The organism is Paenibacillus sp. FSL H8-0457 (assembly GCF_038051935.1).
Taxonomy (GTDB): domain Bacteria; phylum Bacillota; class Bacilli; order Paenibacillales; family Paenibacillaceae; genus Paenibacillus_AQ; species Paenibacillus_AQ lautus_A.
This window is the reverse complement of sequence record NZ_CP150293.1, coordinates 5,525,808-5,541,919: the sequence shown is the minus strand read 5'-3', so window position 1 is coordinate 5,541,919 and position 16,112 is coordinate 5,525,808. Positions and strand designations below refer to the sequence as shown.

The 16,112-nt window shown below is 48.3% G+C and carries 13 protein-coding genes; 11 read left to right on the top strand and 2 right to left on the bottom strand.

Translation table 11 applies throughout. From position 1 onward, the window contains the following. Positions 1 to 162 precede the first annotated feature (162 nt). The 10 genes from MHI43_RS24650 to MHI43_RS24605 all read left to right on the top strand — a co-directional run bounded on the left by MHI43_RS24650 (position 163) and on the right by MHI43_RS24605 (position 12,289). The gene (locus MHI43_RS24650) at positions 163 to 387 is read left to right on the top strand and encodes a hypothetical protein (protein WP_155989817.1); all 225 of its coding nucleotides are present in this window, start codon (positions 163 to 165) and stop codon (positions 385 to 387) included. Between the two features lie 297 nt (positions 388 to 684). Next, positions 685 to 1,836, top strand: coding sequence for a GntR family transcriptional regulator (locus MHI43_RS24645; protein ID WP_036659727.1), 1,152 nt, complete (start codon positions 685 to 687; stop codon positions 1,834 to 1,836). A 39-nt stretch (positions 1,837 to 1,875) separates the two neighbouring features. After that, the gene (locus tag MHI43_RS24640; protein ID WP_036659724.1) at positions 1,876 to 2,694 is read left to right on the top strand and encodes an MBL fold metallo-hydrolase; all 819 of its coding nucleotides are present in this window, start codon (positions 1,876 to 1,878) and stop codon (positions 2,692 to 2,694) included. 41 nt (positions 2,695 to 2,735) lie between these two features. Next, on the top strand, positions 2,736 to 3,839 hold the full coding sequence (locus MHI43_RS24635; RefSeq protein ID WP_036659722.1) for an extracellular solute-binding protein: 1,104 nt from the start codon (positions 2,736 to 2,738) through the stop codon (positions 3,837 to 3,839). A 2-nt stretch (positions 3,840 to 3,841) separates the two neighbouring features. Next, complete coding sequence (locus MHI43_RS24630) at positions 3,842 to 4,870, top strand: ABC transporter ATP-binding protein (RefSeq protein WP_036659720.1); 1,029 nt, start codon at positions 3,842 to 3,844, stop codon at positions 4,868 to 4,870. Then, positions 4,867 to 6,576 carry an iron ABC transporter permease gene (locus MHI43_RS24625; RefSeq protein WP_015736941.1) on the top strand — a complete coding sequence of 570 codons (1,710 nt, stop codon included), beginning with the start codon at positions 4,867 to 4,869 and terminating at the stop codon, positions 6,574 to 6,576. Before MHI43_RS24630 ends, MHI43_RS24625 begins: the two co-directional genes overlap by 4 nt. 273 nt (positions 6,577 to 6,849) lie before the next feature. Further along, the gene (locus tag MHI43_RS24620) at positions 6,850 to 8,346 is read left to right on the top strand and encodes a spore germination protein (RefSeq protein WP_036659718.1); all 1,497 of its coding nucleotides are present in this window, start codon (positions 6,850 to 6,852) and stop codon (positions 8,344 to 8,346) included. Between the two features lie 3 nt (positions 8,347 to 8,349). Then, on the top strand, positions 8,350 to 9,444 hold the full coding sequence (locus tag MHI43_RS24615; RefSeq protein ID WP_036659716.1) for an endospore germination permease: 1,095 nt from the start codon (positions 8,350 to 8,352) through the stop codon (positions 9,442 to 9,444). Then, complete coding sequence (locus MHI43_RS24610; protein WP_036659714.1) at positions 9,441 to 10,568, top strand: Ger(x)C family spore germination protein; 1,128 nt, start codon at positions 9,441 to 9,443, stop codon at positions 10,566 to 10,568. Before MHI43_RS24615 ends, MHI43_RS24610 begins: the two co-directional genes overlap by 4 nt. A 278-nt stretch (positions 10,569 to 10,846) precedes the next feature. Then, positions 10,847 to 12,289 carry a DUF1565 domain-containing protein gene (locus MHI43_RS24605; RefSeq protein WP_036659711.1) on the top strand — a complete coding sequence of 481 codons (1,443 nt, stop codon included), beginning with the start codon at positions 10,847 to 10,849 and terminating at the stop codon, positions 12,287 to 12,289. 162 nt (positions 12,290 to 12,451) lie between these two features. On the opposite strand, the gene MHI43_RS24600 is transcribed toward MHI43_RS24605, so the two are convergent. Further along, positions 12,452 to 13,537 carry a GntR family transcriptional regulator gene (locus tag MHI43_RS24600; protein WP_036659709.1) on the bottom strand — a complete coding sequence of 362 codons (1,086 nt, stop codon included), beginning with the start codon at positions 13,535 to 13,537 and terminating at the stop codon, positions 12,452 to 12,454. Positions 13,538 to 14,053: 516 nt separating this feature from the next. After that, positions 14,054 to 14,995: a DUF1861 family protein gene (locus MHI43_RS24595; protein ID WP_036659707.1), complete on the bottom strand. Its 942-nt coding sequence runs from the start codon at positions 14,993 to 14,995 to the stop codon at positions 14,054 to 14,056. 146 nt (positions 14,996 to 15,141) lie between these two features. Here MHI43_RS24595 and MHI43_RS24590 point away from each other — a divergent pair, with 146 nt between their 5' ends. Continuing rightward, positions 15,142 to 15,990: a helix-turn-helix domain-containing protein gene (locus MHI43_RS24590; RefSeq protein WP_036659705.1), complete on the top strand. Its 849-nt coding sequence runs from the start codon at positions 15,142 to 15,144 to the stop codon at positions 15,988 to 15,990. Positions 15,991 to 16,112 lie beyond the last annotated feature (122 nt).

The following is a 16,112-nucleotide window of genomic DNA, read 5'->3' as shown; positions in this document are numbered from 1 at the left end:
TAACCCCATACTGTGTACGCCTATCGTAAAATGCGGGAAGATCAGGAGCTGTCATGCGAAGCCGCAGTCATTTCGCATATCGATACCGAAGAGGTAAAGGAATAGGGGTATACGATCATAGAGAATGATCGGGATTTCCAAGTTTAACAAAGAGTCCCTTAAATGGCAGCAGTTAGACTTGTCTTGTTTTTGCTATTACTCGCCGTTTCATTGACCAATGCCAAGGCAGTAGATGTAAACCCTGATCTGGTAAAAGAAATCGCTCAACAGGAATCAATTCATGCACCTGGGCATGTCGTCAATAAATCACGGCCTACATTTCCATCGCTGGCAGCGATGAGGTCAGGGGTTCGATCCCCTCAGGCTCCATACGAAGAAAAACCCTAGAGAAATCAAGGCTTTTTGTTTTTTATCGGAAGCTTTGACCGGGCGGAATTTACCCGGCCATAATAACCCAAAGCGTCCCACGAGTCTTTTTTCAAGGCTTGCGGGACGCTTTTTTTCACCTGTGCCAGAATAAATCACTGATATGTAATATGGGGTTCAGGAGATCGGATTTACGATTTAACATAGAATTTACGAGACTTTTACATATATATCATTGAATATGTCAGTGACATAAATTAACTTCAAATTAGATCCCTTGCGGATACGAGTCGACTCAACGATTAGAGGGATAATTTGATGAAAGATGCACGTTTGATGAAACAGAATCAATTATATCACCGGGTGGCTGATCAGGTAATCGAGATTATTCAGAGTCGTCGGCTGCGGCCGCATGATCCTGTTCCATCCGAAGGAGAGCTTGCCAAGTTATTTGGCGTGAGTCGAATGACGAGCAAGCTGGCGCTTCAAAAGCTGGCAGAGCAGGGACTGGTTTACCGCCTCCCCCGCAGAGGGACCTTCCTTGCCCAGCCGCAAGATGGATTGATGGTCCATGGAGGAACTTCACCCCAGGTCACCGAGGCGGCACCGAACGTGGAGAGGCCGTTCGGACAGATCGCGCTCATTATGCCCCATCTATCCGATTACACTTCCAGAATCATCGCCGCCGCCGAGGCTGAAGTGCGAAAGCACGGGTGCGACCTCATTTTAAAAATGACGAAGGACCGCGACGATGAGGATCTTTGTCTGGAAAGGCTGGCCGAAGGAGGGATCACCGGCATCATTCTGTTTCCTCAGGGGCGGAAGACCTGCAGCGATCAGGTGCTGCGACTAAAGCTTTGCAAACTGCCGCTGGTGATCATCGATCGTATTTTCCATGAAGTGGAGATCGATTGCGTGTATCACGACCACTATATGGGCTCTTATCAAATGACCAAGTATTTGATCGAGAAGGGGCACCGGGAGGTCGGATACACTTCGAACCCGATCGACAATATCACAAGCCGGAAGGAACGGTATCAAGGCTATATCCAAGCGCTGCTCGATCATAAAATTCCGGTGAAGATCCAGAACATTCATTTTCGAAGCGTCACTTGCGATACCAGCCGCATTAATGAGCTCGATCCGGAACAGGAGCGGTTTATTCAGGACAATCCCCGGATGACGGCCATCATGTGCGGGGATGACCATGTCGCCATCTCGACAATTCACACCGCATTGCAAATGGGGATTCCGGTTCCTGAAAAGCTGTCCATCGTCGGGTTCTCCGATATCCAGTTAGCGGCATATATTCCGACACCGCTTACGACGGTTCGACAAGATACCGAGAAGCTTGCCCGATCGGCCGTTGATTTGCTGATGAAGCGCGTTGGCAACTCCAACGAGAATCCCATCACCATTAAAATTAAAACATCGATAGTAGAACGGCAGTCCGTTCAGTCCTGGGCGTAAAATGGATCACTATCGGTTGCATGGCAAGGAGACATGACTTTGAAAATTCACTTTCTAGGAACCGCAGCCGCAGAGGGCTTCCCCAATGCATTTTGCCGCTGCGAGCATTGCAACAAAGCGCGGGAGCTTGGGGGGGAAAATATCCGCACACGGACTTCCGCCATCCTGGACGATGTCATCAAATTTGACTATTCCCCGGATTCCTATATGCAGGCGCTGCGGGACAATATCGATCTGGGAGCAATCGAGCATCTGCTCGTCACCCATTCGCATTCGGACCATTACAATGCCGTTGATCTGGAATGCCGCAGGGAAGGGATTGCGCACGGCCTCCAGCATCCATTGCACATTTATGGGAATGGTACCGTGATGCATCACACGCGTGCTGCCATCGGCCGCTTTGAAGGACAAAGGTATCAATTTCATCTGTTGCGCCCGTATGAGACCTTTGCTATGGGCGATGCAACGGTAACGCCATTATTGGCCGATCATGACCGGATGGAAACCTGTCTATTATACGTGATCGAAAAGGAAGGGAAAAAACTGCTGTACGGGCATGATTCGGGCTGGTTCCCGGATGCGACATGGGCGTGGTTAAAGGGCAAAAGCCTGGATTGCGCCATTCTCGACTGCACGCATGGATATACGGGGAACTCCCGCGACCGCAATCATATGTGCGTGGAAACGGTGCTGGAAGCCCAGCGCGAGTTTCAAAAAGAAAATATCCTGAAGCCTGAAGGCCAAATCGTCGTCACACATTTTAGCCATAATTCCAAGCTGCTACATGAGGATTTTGTCCGCATCTTCAGCCCCGCCGGAATTTTACCGGCATATGACGGGTTGATCATCAACATTTAAACCAAACAAAATGACACGATCAAAGGAGAGTTAAGGAAATCATGAGAAAACTTTCAATGGCGCTACTTCTCATTATGTGTGTGATTGTTTCGGCTTGCGGAGGCGGCAACAATGCCGGCAATGCTAACACGGGCACTTCGGAGGGGACACCGGCTCCGTCGGAATCGTCATCAAATGAACCAGCCCAGAATGAAAAGCTGATCGTGTACACCAATGCGAACTCCGACGGCCGCGGCGAATGGCTGATGGAGAAAGCGAAGGGTGCGGGCTTTGACATCGAAATTGTCGGAGCGGGCGGCGCCGACTTGACGAACCGGTTGATTGCCGAGAAGAACAACCCGATCGCGGACGTCGTATACGGCTTGAACAATATGCTCTATGAGAATTTGAAAAAGGAAGACGCTCTGGCTAAGTTTGTACCGAGCTGGGCCGGAGATGTTGAGCAGGGCTTGAACGATCCGGAAGGCTACTATCATGGGCTTGTGAAGCAAGCGATTCTGCTTGGTTATAACCCGAACGAATTCACGGCAGATACTGCGCCAAAGGACTGGACGGACCTTTATAAGAACGATGCGTATAAAGGGAAATACGAAGCTCCTACGCTGCTTGGACAAAATACGCCTCGCCTTGTTGTAGCGGGCATTCTGACCCGTTTCCAAGATCCGAACGGCGATCTCGGGGTATCCGAGGAGGGCTGGAATGAAATTCAGCAATTGTATGACAACGGTGTCAGCGCAGTCGAGGGCGAAGACTTCTATGCCAATTTGGCCAGCGGTAAAACCCCGCTGGGAGCGCTCGTCTCCGGAACCCTGCAGCAGAAGGAAGAGCAATATAACGTGAAAGCAGGCATTGTCAGTCCGGAAATCGGCGTACCGATGGTCGTGGAACATGCGGCGATCGTGAACGGAACGAAGAAGCAGGCAACGGCGGAGCGGTTCGTGGAATGGCTCGGATCCAGCGAAGTCCAAGGGGAATTTGCGGCTGAGTTCAATGCCATGCCGGCAAATACGAAGGCGGTCGAGCAAGCCAATGAGTCCGTCAAGGAGCTGTTTACTTCGTTAAAACCACAAGATTTCGATTGGGCCTTTATTGCCGAAAACATGGATCTGTGGGCGGAGAAAATCGAATTGGAGATTATGCAATAAATATGATTACATTCCAGAACGTTGATATTAAATTCGGAGAATTTCATGCGGTCAAAAACCTTAATTTGCATATTCGGGAAGGGGAATTCTTCACGTTCCTCGGTCCCTCGGGTTGTGGGAAGACGACGACCCTCCGCAGTCTGGTCGGGTTTATTATGCCTACGAGCGGACAGATCCTGCTGAAAGACGCCGACATTACCCGTTTGCCGATCGAAAAAAGAGAGATCGGAATGGTATTTCAAAGTTATGCATTGTTTCCAACGATGAATGTGTACGAGAATATTGCTTTCGGCTTGCGAGTCAAGAAGTTTTCCAAGGCGGAAGTGGACCAGAAGGTAAAGGACATTGCCCGGAAGGTTGATTTGAAAGATGATCAGCTGTTCAAGAAGGTATCGGAGCTATCCGGAGGCCAGCAGCAGCGCGTCGCGATTGCCAGGGCGCTGGTTTTGAAGCCGAGCATCTTGGTATTGGACGAACCTTTATCCAACTTGGACGCCAAGCTGCGGGTGCAGCTGCGCAACGAGCTGAAACAACTGCAGAAGAAATTCGGGATCACCACGATTTATGTCACGCACGACCAGGAAGAAGCATTAACGCTGTCCGACCGAATTGGAGTATTCAATCATGGGGTCCTGGAGCAAGTGGGAACGCCCTTGGAAGTTTACAATCAATCGCAAACGGAATTTGTATGCAATTTCATAGGAGATATTAATCGGATCGATCCGCGGATGGTGGAGAACAGCCGGTTGAACGATGTTGTTCAGCCAGGGAATATCGCCTATATCCGCAATGAAAAGGTAAGCCTGCTGCCCCTGCAGGGGATCGATACGGTCGAACTGAAAGGCAAGATCGCGGACCGGGAATTTTACGGTTTATACAGCAAGTACGTATTGGAGATTGCCGGCGGCGGACGGCTAAAGACCATCGAAATCGAAAGCCGGATCGTCCATCATGAGGTCGGTGACGATGTGGACATCTACCTCCCGGTCCGCGATATTTTGCAATACCCGATGAAGGAGGGGGAAGCATGAATGCCCGGAACCTGAGCGCCCGGCTGGCTTCCGTAAACCCTGTTTCGATCCTTTTATACGGGTTGATTGCCTGGTTTGTCATTGCCTTTCTGATTTATCCGAACTTGAATATTTACGGCGAAATTTTCTTTAAGGACGGCAAATTTACGCTCGAAGCGGCAGAGAAGCTGTTTTCTTCCGAGCGCGCGATGAGAAGTTTATATAACAGCTTTATTCTCGCCTTTTCCCTTGTCATTACGGTAAATGTGGTGGGTATAACGCTGGTTTTGATTTCGGAATATTTCGATATCAAAGGCGCAAAATTTTTGCGGTTGGGTTATTTTACGACCTTGATTTACAGCGGAGTCGTGCTGGTGTCCGGCTATAAATTCGTTTATGGCGAAGAAGGGTTTATGACCAAGCTCCTGGCTCAATGGTTCCCTTCTTTTAATACGACATGGTTTCATGGCTACTGGGCGGTTTTATTCGTCATGACGTTCGCATGCACGTCGAACCACTTCCTGTTCCTGAGCAATGCGATTCGCAAAATCGACTTCCAAACGGTGGAGGCCGCGAGAAATATGGGGGCGTCTACTTGGTATATCTTAAGGCGGGTCGTACTTCCGGTCCTGAAGCCTACGATCTATGCGTTGACGATCCTGACTTTTCTCACCGGCCTGGCTGCGACGTCCGCGCCGCTTATTCTCGGGGGGAAGGAATTCCAGACGATTACGCCGATGATTCTGACGTTCTCGAAAAGCATGACGTCAAGAGATTTGGCTGCGCTGCTGGCGCTTATTCTCGGAGTAGCCACACTGGTGTTGTTGACCGTGATGATCCGGTTCGAACGTAAAGGCAACTTCATGTCGGTCTCCAAAGTCAAATCGGAGCTGGTCAAACAAAAAATCCGCAGCAAATCCGGTAACATAGCCGCTCATATTCTGGCTTACAGCCTGTTTGTCCTCTACATCGTTCCGGTTGTGCTGATCATCATCTTTTCGTTCACCGATGCGGCAAGTATCTCTACCGCCACGTTGAATATAAACAGCTTCACGTTGGATAATTACATTCAAGTGTTTTCATCCATGTCGGCATTCAAGCCTTATCTTGTGAGTATTCTATATGCTGCGGCAGCCTCGGTCATTGTCGTCGCATTGGCGCTGGCCGCGTCAAGGATATTGCATAAATATAAGAATAAGTGGGCGCTTGCCCTGGAATACGCATTGCTGATTCCGTGGATTCTGCCGTCGACGCTGATTGCGATCGGACTGATCGTAACCTTTAACACGCCGAAGCTGATGATCGGGAATACGGTATTGGTTGGCACGATCTGGATGCTTCTGATTGCCTACGTCATCATCCATATTCCTTTCACCCTGCGAATGGTCAAGGCCTCCTTCTTCAGCCTGGACAGCAATCTGGAAGATGCTGCAAGGAATTTGGGTGCCAAGCCGTTCTATACGTTCAGAAAAGTATTGCTGCCGATCATTCTACCGTCGACGCTAGCTGTGCTTGCCTTGAATTTCAACGGGATTTTGGCCGATTATGACGTTACCGTGTTCCTCTATCATCCTTTGTACCAGCCGTTAGGAATCGTCATCAAGAACAGCACGGATGCGCAGGCGCTAGCGGATACCAAAGCGTTGACCTTGGTTTATTCGGTGATACTGATGATCATGTCGTCCATTACGTTATATTTCGTTTATGGAAGAAATAGCAGATCTTGAAGGCACGAGGATACGTGCCGCATAGGTTTTTCATTCCCTGAACACGGGCTTTTGGTGAAGAATTCAAACACAAAGAAAAACTTAAGGCGGACCTGGATGACTTTTGTCCAATCCGCCTTTTTGATTTGACTCCAAGCGATGCCTAATTGCTTAATCCTGGCCAAGTTCGAAGTATACCTGTATCGTAACGGGTTATGAACCTAGCGGGAATGCATAACCGTGTCCAAAATCAACATAATAAGGAAAAACATCCAGTGAGGAAGGGAGCCTAACATGATGAAGGAACATTCTGCCAACCATGAGCAAGAGGAACAAATTACTCCGTGTCTAACCGAGTCCATAGGCAGAATCCAAGACATGTTCACGGATACTCCCGACCTGATCGTACGAAAACTAACCATTAAACAAACCGGGGAAAAAGCGGCAATCGTGTATATGGAGGAATTGACCGATAAGACATGCCTCAATCACGATATTCTTGCTCCGCTTCAGCTTGAGTCCGGGAACCCGTCCGATGACTTTATTACAAATGTAGGATATGTAAAGCCTGAATCCTTATGGACTAAACTGAGGCTGAACCTTATGCTCGGTAACAGCGTGTTGTTCATCGAAGGTCGCGGCATCGCGTATATACTGGACACCAAAGGACTGCCTACACGCGCGATCGAAGATCCGCAGCAGGAGCCCTCACTCAAAGGGGCGCATCAAGGATTCATTGAAATCGGCTCTCAAAATATTGCCATGATCCGTCGTTATATCCCAGACAAGGAGTTGAAGTTAAGGCGCTACATCGTTGGAAGAAGGGGACAAACGGCGGTTACGTTAATTTATTTGGAAGATGTCGCTCAACCGGAAATTATTAAGGTATTCGAGGAACGCATTCAATCCATCGATGTCGATGCCATTATTAATACCGGCGAGCTAGCCGAATTCATTGAAGACCAGCCTCTTGCGCTGCTTCCGCAGATCCTTACGACCGAAAGGCCGGATACGGCCGCTTCACATATTTTGCAAGGACGCTGCGTCGTTGTTGTGGACGGTTCGCCCAGTGTTTTGGTGGCGCCTGCAACTTTTATGTCTTTTTTTCAGACGGTGGATGATTACAGCTCTCGTTGGTCCATATCGTCGTTCCTTCGAATTTTGCGAATCTTTGCATTTTTCATCGCTATTTTTTTACCTGGTTTTTTCATTTCGGTCATCTCTTATCACTTTGAAATCATCCCCATGAAACTGCTGCTAACACTTGGCGAATCACGGGGGCAAGTTCCGTTTCCTCCATTCGTGGAAGCGATCATTATGGAAATCACGCTTGAGATGCTGAGGGAAGCGGGGGTTCGGCTTCCTGCTCCTATTGGGCAGACGGTGGGGATCGTTGGCGGTATCGTGATCGGACAGGCTGTGGTGCAAGCAGGACTGATCAGCAATGTCATGGTGATCGTAGTTGCTTTCACGGCTATCTCTTCTTTCATTATTCCTAATCAAGATATGTTGGCTGCCGTCCGTCTCATGCGATTCATGATCATGGTTCTTGCGACTTGGTTCGGCTTCATTGGCCTGATTGTGGGCATGATGACGATCATGGGGAGACTCATCACGCTTAACTCGCTTAATACCTCCTACAGTACGCCGATTGCTCCGTTTAAAGCTGCAGACTGGAAGGACACCCTTCTGCGCGTTCCGCTATGGCTGATGAGCAACCGTCCCACAAGTACAAGAGCAATACAAGCAAAACGGCAAGGAAGGACCCGAGGCTGGAAGGAGAAACAATAACAGATGAAGACCATTCGTCAGGTATCCATGCTTCAATTTACGCTGATGGTTTCGGCTTTTCAAATCAGCGTTGCATTTTTATCCCTTCCTAGAGAACTGGCCAGACAAGCGGGAACGGATGGTTGGATCGCGATTTTTTTTGGCTGGGGAATGGCAACATTGGCATCCGCAGCGCTCGTTAAGGTGATGAAAAATAGTCCAGACGGTTCGATACTAGAGTTGATACAGCGGTATATGGGAGTCTGGGCAGCTAAAATAGCTGCTTTCATATTTATGGCCTATTATTTGTTACTGGCTTATGACGGTTTTATGATTGCTTCACTTGTTATCAAGCTTTGGTTATTACCCAGCACGTATATCTATATTCTAGTGCTGCTGCTGCTCATTCCTACGTTTCAAATTGCGCAGCATGGGTTCCAGGCAATCGGGAGATATAGCGAAATCGTGGCGCTTATCTCCATATGGATTCCATTCGTTTATTTAACTACACTGCGCCATGCCCGCTGGCTTTATTTGCTGCCTGTCTTAAAAGAGGGCTGGTTTCCGGTGCTTTCAACCGTAAAAATCATGTTCTACCCGATGCTGGGTATCGGGCTCGCGTTCTTTATTTACCCCCATCTCGTTAAAAAAGAAAAAGCTTTGACGGCCATGGTGATTTCGAACACGCTCACCTGCCTGGTTTACCTGGGAATCACCCTTGTGTGTTATGTGTACTTCAGTCCTGATGAAATCGGCGAATTCAATGAACCGGTCATCAGCATCATGAAGTCGATCGAACTTCGGTTTATTGAGCGGATAGAAGTTCCCTTTATTGCATTCTATTTATTTGTGTTCTCTTGCATATGGATCCCTTCCATGCATCTTGTCTCCATGAACTCGGCATGGCTATTGGGGAAAGATAAAGAAAGGGGTCACCTAGCCGTTTGGTGTTTCGCAGTTGCGGTTAGTTTTTTCATCTATAGGCCAAGCTTTATCGATGTCGCTCGAGTTAATAACTTCCTAAACCTCACGGGTTTTGTGATGGAATTTGCTTTGCCTGTATGCCTTCTTCTGTATGTGGCCATGACCAAAAAGGTAAGAGGGGGGAGACGCTCATGAGATGGGTTAAACCATTCTCTGCTGCGGTTATGGGCTGCATGCTGCTGCTTGCCCTGATAGGCTGCAGTAATGACAAAACCAATCTTGAAGATGCAACCGTACCTTTAGCCCTCGGTCTGGATGTCAAAGACGGGAAGCTTCGTTATTATTTGTCCGCACCGGTATTTAGCAGAGACATTAAGAAGAAAAGCCGTGAGGGGGAAGGAATAGCAGAAGGTTTAAGACAGGCAAGAAACCAGGAAGACGCCCAGTTTCCAGGAGCGGTTGCCGGCCGTAATTTCCAGGTGATCGTTGTGGGGAAGAAGCTGCTTCAATATAAGGATTGGTTTAAAGTGCTCGATGTTACGTTCCGCGACCCACGCAATACGACTACCAACCGCATCATTGCTTATGACGGTCCCGTTGCCGATATCATTAATTTTCAAGCAATGGACCAGCCAACAACCTCCGTGTTTTTAAGAGCGCTGATCGATTCGGGAAGCAGGAGGTCAACAACGGTAAAGACGACGGCTCAAGAGATGCATAGACAATTTCATGACCGTGCAATAACCCCTGCTATCTCTGAGATCATGATCGAGAATGGAAAGATTTTGCTCAAGGGCACGACGCTGCTATCTCAAGAAGGACAGTACCGGGATTCGCTTAGCTATCAAGAAACTTCGCTTCTGCAAATTTTAAAAAAAGAAGCTAAACCAGGAGTCAGCCTCACTTTTCCTGTTGAAGGGGTGCGGGAACGATTACCTTTTAACACCGATTTGGTGAGTTTTAGCATAGGGGACATTTCGGTGAAGGTTAAAACTTCCCATGAAGATGGCAGGTTCCATTACTACATTAAGATAAACTCGTTTATCAGCATTACGGAAAAGTTTCTTGAATATGAGCTTCTGGAGAATTCCGAGGAAATGGCGAGTAATTTAAGCAAGGAAATGAAGAAAAGCATTGAGAAGCTCATCGATAAATTTCAGAAGCACAAAATTGACCCGGTAGGATTCGGCCTGTATGCAAGAGCATATCATTATCCGTTATACAAGGCCGCCCAGGATAACTGGGGCGAAGAGCTTGCCCGAGCTCAATTTCACGTAGAGGTCGACCTTCGGATCGGCGCGACGGGGGCTGTGGAATAAACGATGGAGTTATGTAAGCAATAACGAGAAGGAGTAGGACGCAGTAGGAACATATGGTGTACCCTCACTCATATAAAAGAGACGAACTAAAAAAGGCTGGTATGATCAGAATCGCTGATCATGCTAGTCTTTTTCCCTTTTCCTTTAGATTCGATCTGGCAGGCTCCTTAAATAAAAAGCCGCTCAACAATCGCACTCACGGAGGACAAGAATGAGCTCGTGCTGGCCGTAATACCCCGGGCTTGATAAAATACTACTAACTATTCGGTTTTAAGGATGTGGGTATCATTCGTAAAAAAAATATCTCGATTATTCTTGGTGCCAGTTTCCTCATTCTGTTGTTGGTAAGTACAACTTACTTCATTGCTAAGATATTTCCTAGTGATGCAATTAGTTCTGTCACCGAACAATCGGGAACTGATTCAACAGGGATCATGACTGCGGGAGCAGCGGGTGAAGCATCGGCAAGGGATTATTATGTCTCGCCGCAAGGTAAAGACGCTAATCCGGGGACGATGAATGCGCCGCTAGACAGCATCCAGAAAGCAATCGAATTAGTCAAGCCGGGCGGTTCCGTCATCCTTCTTGAAGGAGTATATCACCAAACGGTGAGCATCGAAAAATCAGGATCGTCAGACCAGGGCTACATATCATTGCGCAGTGCAAAGGGACATACGGCAGTCATGGACGGCAAAGGCGTTCAACCCGTTGAAAATGGCGTCATCCATATTGACAATGCCAGCTATGTACGCGTGGAAGGGCTGGAAATACGCCATTACGATACAAGTTCCGCTGATGTCACTCCCATCGGCATTCATGTGAGCGGAAGCGGCAGAAATATCGAAATCATAGGGAATCGCGTTCACGATATGGGGACCCATGCGGGTCAGAAGGCAGGCGGCGGTAATGCCCATGGCATTGCAGTTTACGGCAACTCGGAGGCTCCGCTCAAGCAGATTGCTATTACCCAAAATGAGCTGTACAACCTGAAACTGGGAGCCAGCGAGGCCATGGCGATTAATGGAAACGTAGACGGGTTTCGTGTTACGAAGAACCTCGTGCATCATAACAACAATATCGGGGTCGACATCATCGGGTTTGAAGGTACCGGACCGAACCCCGTTCTAGATCAGGCGCGAAACGGTGTTATTCAGGAGAATCAGGTATACAGCAACTCCTCTTATGGCAATCCCGCATATGGAAACGACTATTCCGCCGCTGGTATCTATGTTGACGGTGGCAAAGATATCACAATCATCGACAATGACATTCACGACAATGATTTTGGGATTGAATTGGCAAGTGAGCATGCCGGAGGTTCAACTTCAAATGTAGAGGTGTCACTTAACCGCATTTATAACAATAGCGCGGCAGGCATCACGCTTGGCGGCTATGACGAAGATCGCGGAAGGACGGAAAATTGTATCATTAAAGAGAATGAGTTCACTGATAACAACACCAAGCATCTTGGTTACGGTGAAATCAATTTGGCCTTCGATACAAGGAACAATGAAATGCGCTATAACTCCATCAAAGCGAATGAGGATGGGCTGATGATCACCAACGAGTTCACCCAAAATGAAGGGAACATCGTGGACTTTAATCACTACAGCAGCAAAAATCAATCGCTTTGGATCTGGAAAGGCGAAGAATATGATGACTTCAGCGCTTATCGGACACAGACAGGGAATGATTTGCATTCGGATTTGAACTTAGAGTAGATTACTTCGTCGTTTTAGGGTACTTGCAGAATGCTAAGGCCTTGGCATGCAATCGGCGATGTCGTATCCGTCAGCGACGAATAGTACAGCAGACAGGCAGCATTGTGAAAAGGCAATGGATTCCACAGCACAATCCGGAACCATTGCCTTTTTGGCGTTGCTCTAACCTTGGAACGGCTTGATCGTGTCGCGTATGACCAAGCTTGTAGGCAACATGACTTTCTTATTGCCGTAAGATGAGCCCTCGGTAATTTCGAACAGCAGTTTGGCACTTTCATAGCCGAGGACGTCGAAATATTGCTTCACGGTGCTCAAGGCCACCTTGGCGAACTTGGAGCTCTCGAAATCGTCAAAGCCCATGAGGGATACTTGTTCGGGTATACGTATGTCAAGTGCGGTGAGCTGTTCGATTACCTCCAGGGCCCGCTTGTCGTTCGCGCAGAACAGCGCGGTCAGCTCTCCGTTTTGGATAAGGCTGACAAGTTCAGCATAGTCCAGTTCCTTATCCAGGAACAAAAGCGAATCGGGTATCGGAATGGACGCATTCGACATGGCGTTGCAATAACCGTTATATCGGTCAACCTCCGGGCTTAGATGATAGTCGTAAGCGGCGAATCCGATTCGCCGATGTCTTTGCTGGATCAAGTATTCTACTGCTTCATAAGCACCGTCATGATTGTTACAGGTGACAACGTTAACCGGATAGCCGGAAGGGGAACGATCCAACATCACGAACGGAATCGATTTTTTTCGAATCTCTCCGAGATAGCCCTTTGCAGCTTCGGGATCGGAGGAATAGATGAGTAAACCTCTTAGCTCCGTTTGAATGAGTCCCAGAATGAGCTCGCGTTCCTGTTCGAAGTCGTTCTCCACGAATTCGATGATGAGCTTGCAGCCATGCTGGCCTAGAAAGGACTGAATGCCTCTCATGATCTGCATATACGAACTGTCGTACAGGTCGACGCCGGAGATGACGAAGGCCACCAGATTGGAGGTGGAGGTCTTCTCCGAGGCGTCAGCTTGGCTGGCGACAAAGCTTCCTTTACCTCGGACGCGGTAGATCACGCCCTCGTTCACCAGCTCGGACAGCGCTTTACGCACCGTGATGGAGCTGACATCCAGCAGCTTGGAGAACTCCGACTCGCTAGGAATCCGATCGTCTTTCGTAAATTCCCGATTCTCGATCTGGGATAAGACATAGTCTTTTACCATCTGGTACTTTGGCAGAGCCAAGTCCTTCTTGTTCAAGTAAGTTCACCTCGTATAAACATTTCCTCAATTATAGCGCACATCCGTTTAAAAAGTATACGTAGTTGGAGTGTGAATCGGAAAAGATTTTGTCGAATAGGTGAGGAATTTTCAGGAATTAAGTAAAAAAGAAGCGAAATGATATAAAAAGTTTGAATTATGTGGTGCTCTGTATTACGATGGGGTCGAATAAAGTATGTGTTTTAATTAACTTATAATAATAACTTTTTAAGGGACACCTTGCATAAAAATGAATGGTTCTATACCAAACCGCAACCAGATATAAAAATGAGCTGCCGGGTAATCCAGCAGCTCGATCATGGAATTACAACTATAAGAGGTTGTTCAAAAAGTCGTCTTTCCAGGACGAAGCAGATCAGGAAGCGGGTTCGACATCGAATCTTGAATTCAGCCGGGCCTTCCGTTGCTCACGTACCCGCTATGTACGCTCCGCTACTCAGTCCCTAGCTTTATCCAACCTTCTCGGTCCTGTAAACCCGATTTTTTGAACATGCATTATAAAGTTACAATGGCACCTTCCTTCTCGAACGGGTAGTCGATGACGATGCGAGCCGCTTCGGTATCGCCGATGCCGCTGTACAGATTGACCTTGCCGTCGGGACGCATTTCGATGCCGGCGGTGAACGCGCAGTCGGTCAGATGTGCCTTCTTGGCGGGGCCATCCGGATAACAAGGCCGGGTGCCGATGATTTTCAAATCCGAAAATTGATTCGTCCGCGGGTCCAGTACGAAAGCCATGTTCATGTAAGTCGACGTATCTCCCTGAGCATAGCAGATATGGCCGATGACGCCGATCTTCCCGCTTTCGAGCAAGTAAGCCTGGTTGCAGCCGCCCCACTCATCCTTGCTGAATAATCCTCGGATATAAGGGGCGTTCTCGATGATTTCCGGTGACAGATCGTCAAGGCTGTCGATGATGGTGAATCCCACCAAGGACTCGCTGCCGAATTCCTTGCGGATCCCTTCGCCGCGCGGCCTGGAGAAGACGCCGATTCTCCCGTCCCGGAGCTCTACGAGCCGAATGTCCTTCATATAATCCGGACCGGTCGTGAAGTAGAAGAGATCGTGAAGATCACTGCCTTTGTAGAAATAACCGTAGAACGTATCAAGCCGTCCCTGCTTGTAACGGACATGCGTGCCGCCTAATACAAGCTGTTTGTCGATCACGCTAATATAAGGGTCTTCAAGCTGATAAATCATCGTATTCGGCACGGCAGTCCACTCGTCCGGACCGCTCTGCTCGAACAAGCGAACCCAGGACCTTGCCCACTCATGTCGTTTCTCCACGCGTCCGTAAATGTAGCGCTTGCCGTTCCATGCGAACGGAATGGAAGGATTGTAGACATCGAAGCCCTCGACTCCGCGGAAGACAAGCTTGGCGCTTTCATAAATGCGTTTGTTTGCATCGAATTGCTGCCGCAGTTCCAGTAAGTTCATTCGTGGCAAATCTCCTTTCAGGCTTTAATAACATCTCTATCCTAATCGAAAGTACTGCTCTCGATCTTGCTCTATTTTGGAATGCTTTATGGTGTTTTGACATCGGAGGAATCTAGTCAATATACGAACTAGGAGGGATAACGCCCATGTTGAAGCTTTATGCGGCAGACGGCATTGATTCTGAAATTCAGGCCCACTATCGGCTGATCGCTTCGGTGCGCGACACGATCGGCATGCATACGCACGACTTCTTTGAATTGTTTCTTATCCTGAAAGGAAGCGTTGTGCATGTCATTAACGGCAAAAGACAGCTGCTGCAGGAAAATACACTCGTGTTCATACGGGACCGGGACGTTCATTATTATGAGCAAACGACGGACAGCGATTGCCAGTTCATCAATTTGTCGTTCCATCGCCAGGTCCTGGAAGACCTCATAGCTTTCTTGGGGGAAGGGTTTCCAAGCGAAAGACTGCTTGGACCGGCCATGCCGCCGTGGACCTTGCTGTCCAAAATGGAAAAGGAATATGTGCGGTACCGGCTGGACCAGCTCAGTCTGATCCCGCAGGAGAAGAAGCTGGCCGTCAAAGCGGAGGTAAGAGCCGTCATGACCGACCTGTTCTCTAGGTATATCAAAGCTGACGCAGATCCGATTGAACTTACTGGACAACCGGAATGGTTTAAGTCCCTATGCAGAGAGGCAAAAAAGAAAGAGCACTTCACGCGGGGAACGGCTGCGCTTGTCCAGCTGTCGGGTAAATCGCATGCCTACGTATGCAGAATGTTCAGGAAGCACCTCGGAATGTCCCCGACCCAGTACATTAACGAATTGAGAATGTCCTACGCCGAGAATTTGCTGATGAACACGGATATGGATATCGTGGACATCAGCCTTGAAATCGGACTTGATAATGTCAGCTACTTCTATAACTTATTTAAGCGGAGGCATAATGTAACGCCCCATCGGTATCGTCAGTTCGGCACGATTCGGAGATAGTATGCCAATTAACGAGGAGAACATAAACATTTTTATCTGTTGACGCTCTAAATAGTATGTGTTATTTTCTACTTAGCATAACAAGTTGTGAGACAACATGATAATCATATCTATAGGGGACG

Excerpts from the sequence above, each read along its gene's own strand:
- MHI43_RS24645 (WP_036659727.1), top strand. The coding sequence starts at position 685 with ATGAAAGATGCACGTTTGATGAAACAGAATCAATTATATCACCGGGTG.
- MHI43_RS24635 (WP_036659722.1), top strand. The coding sequence starts at position 2,736 with ATGAGAAAACTTTCAATGGCGCTACTTCTCATTATGTGTGTGATTGTT.
- MHI43_RS24610 (WP_036659714.1), top strand. The coding sequence starts at position 9,441 with ATGAGATGGGTTAAACCATTCTCTGCTGCGGTTATGGGCTGCATGCTG.
- MHI43_RS24625 (WP_015736941.1), top strand. The coding sequence starts at position 4,867 with ATGAATGCCCGGAACCTGAGCGCCCGGCTGGCTTCCGTAAACCCTGTT.
- MHI43_RS24650 (WP_155989817.1), top strand. The coding sequence starts at position 163 with ATGGCAGCAGTTAGACTTGTCTTGTTTTTGCTATTACTCGCCGTTTCA.
- MHI43_RS24595 (WP_036659707.1), bottom strand. The coding sequence starts at position 14,995 with ATGAACTTACTGGAACTGCGGCAGCAATTCGATGCAAACAAACGCATT.
- MHI43_RS24620 (WP_036659718.1), top strand. The coding sequence starts at position 6,850 with ATGATGAAGGAACATTCTGCCAACCATGAGCAAGAGGAACAAATTACT.
- MHI43_RS24590 (WP_036659705.1), top strand. The coding sequence starts at position 15,142 with ATGTTGAAGCTTTATGCGGCAGACGGCATTGATTCTGAAATTCAGGCC.
- MHI43_RS24630 (WP_036659720.1), top strand. The coding sequence starts at position 3,842 with ATGATTACATTCCAGAACGTTGATATTAAATTCGGAGAATTTCATGCG.
- MHI43_RS24615 (WP_036659716.1), top strand. The coding sequence starts at position 8,350 with ATGAAGACCATTCGTCAGGTATCCATGCTTCAATTTACGCTGATGGTT.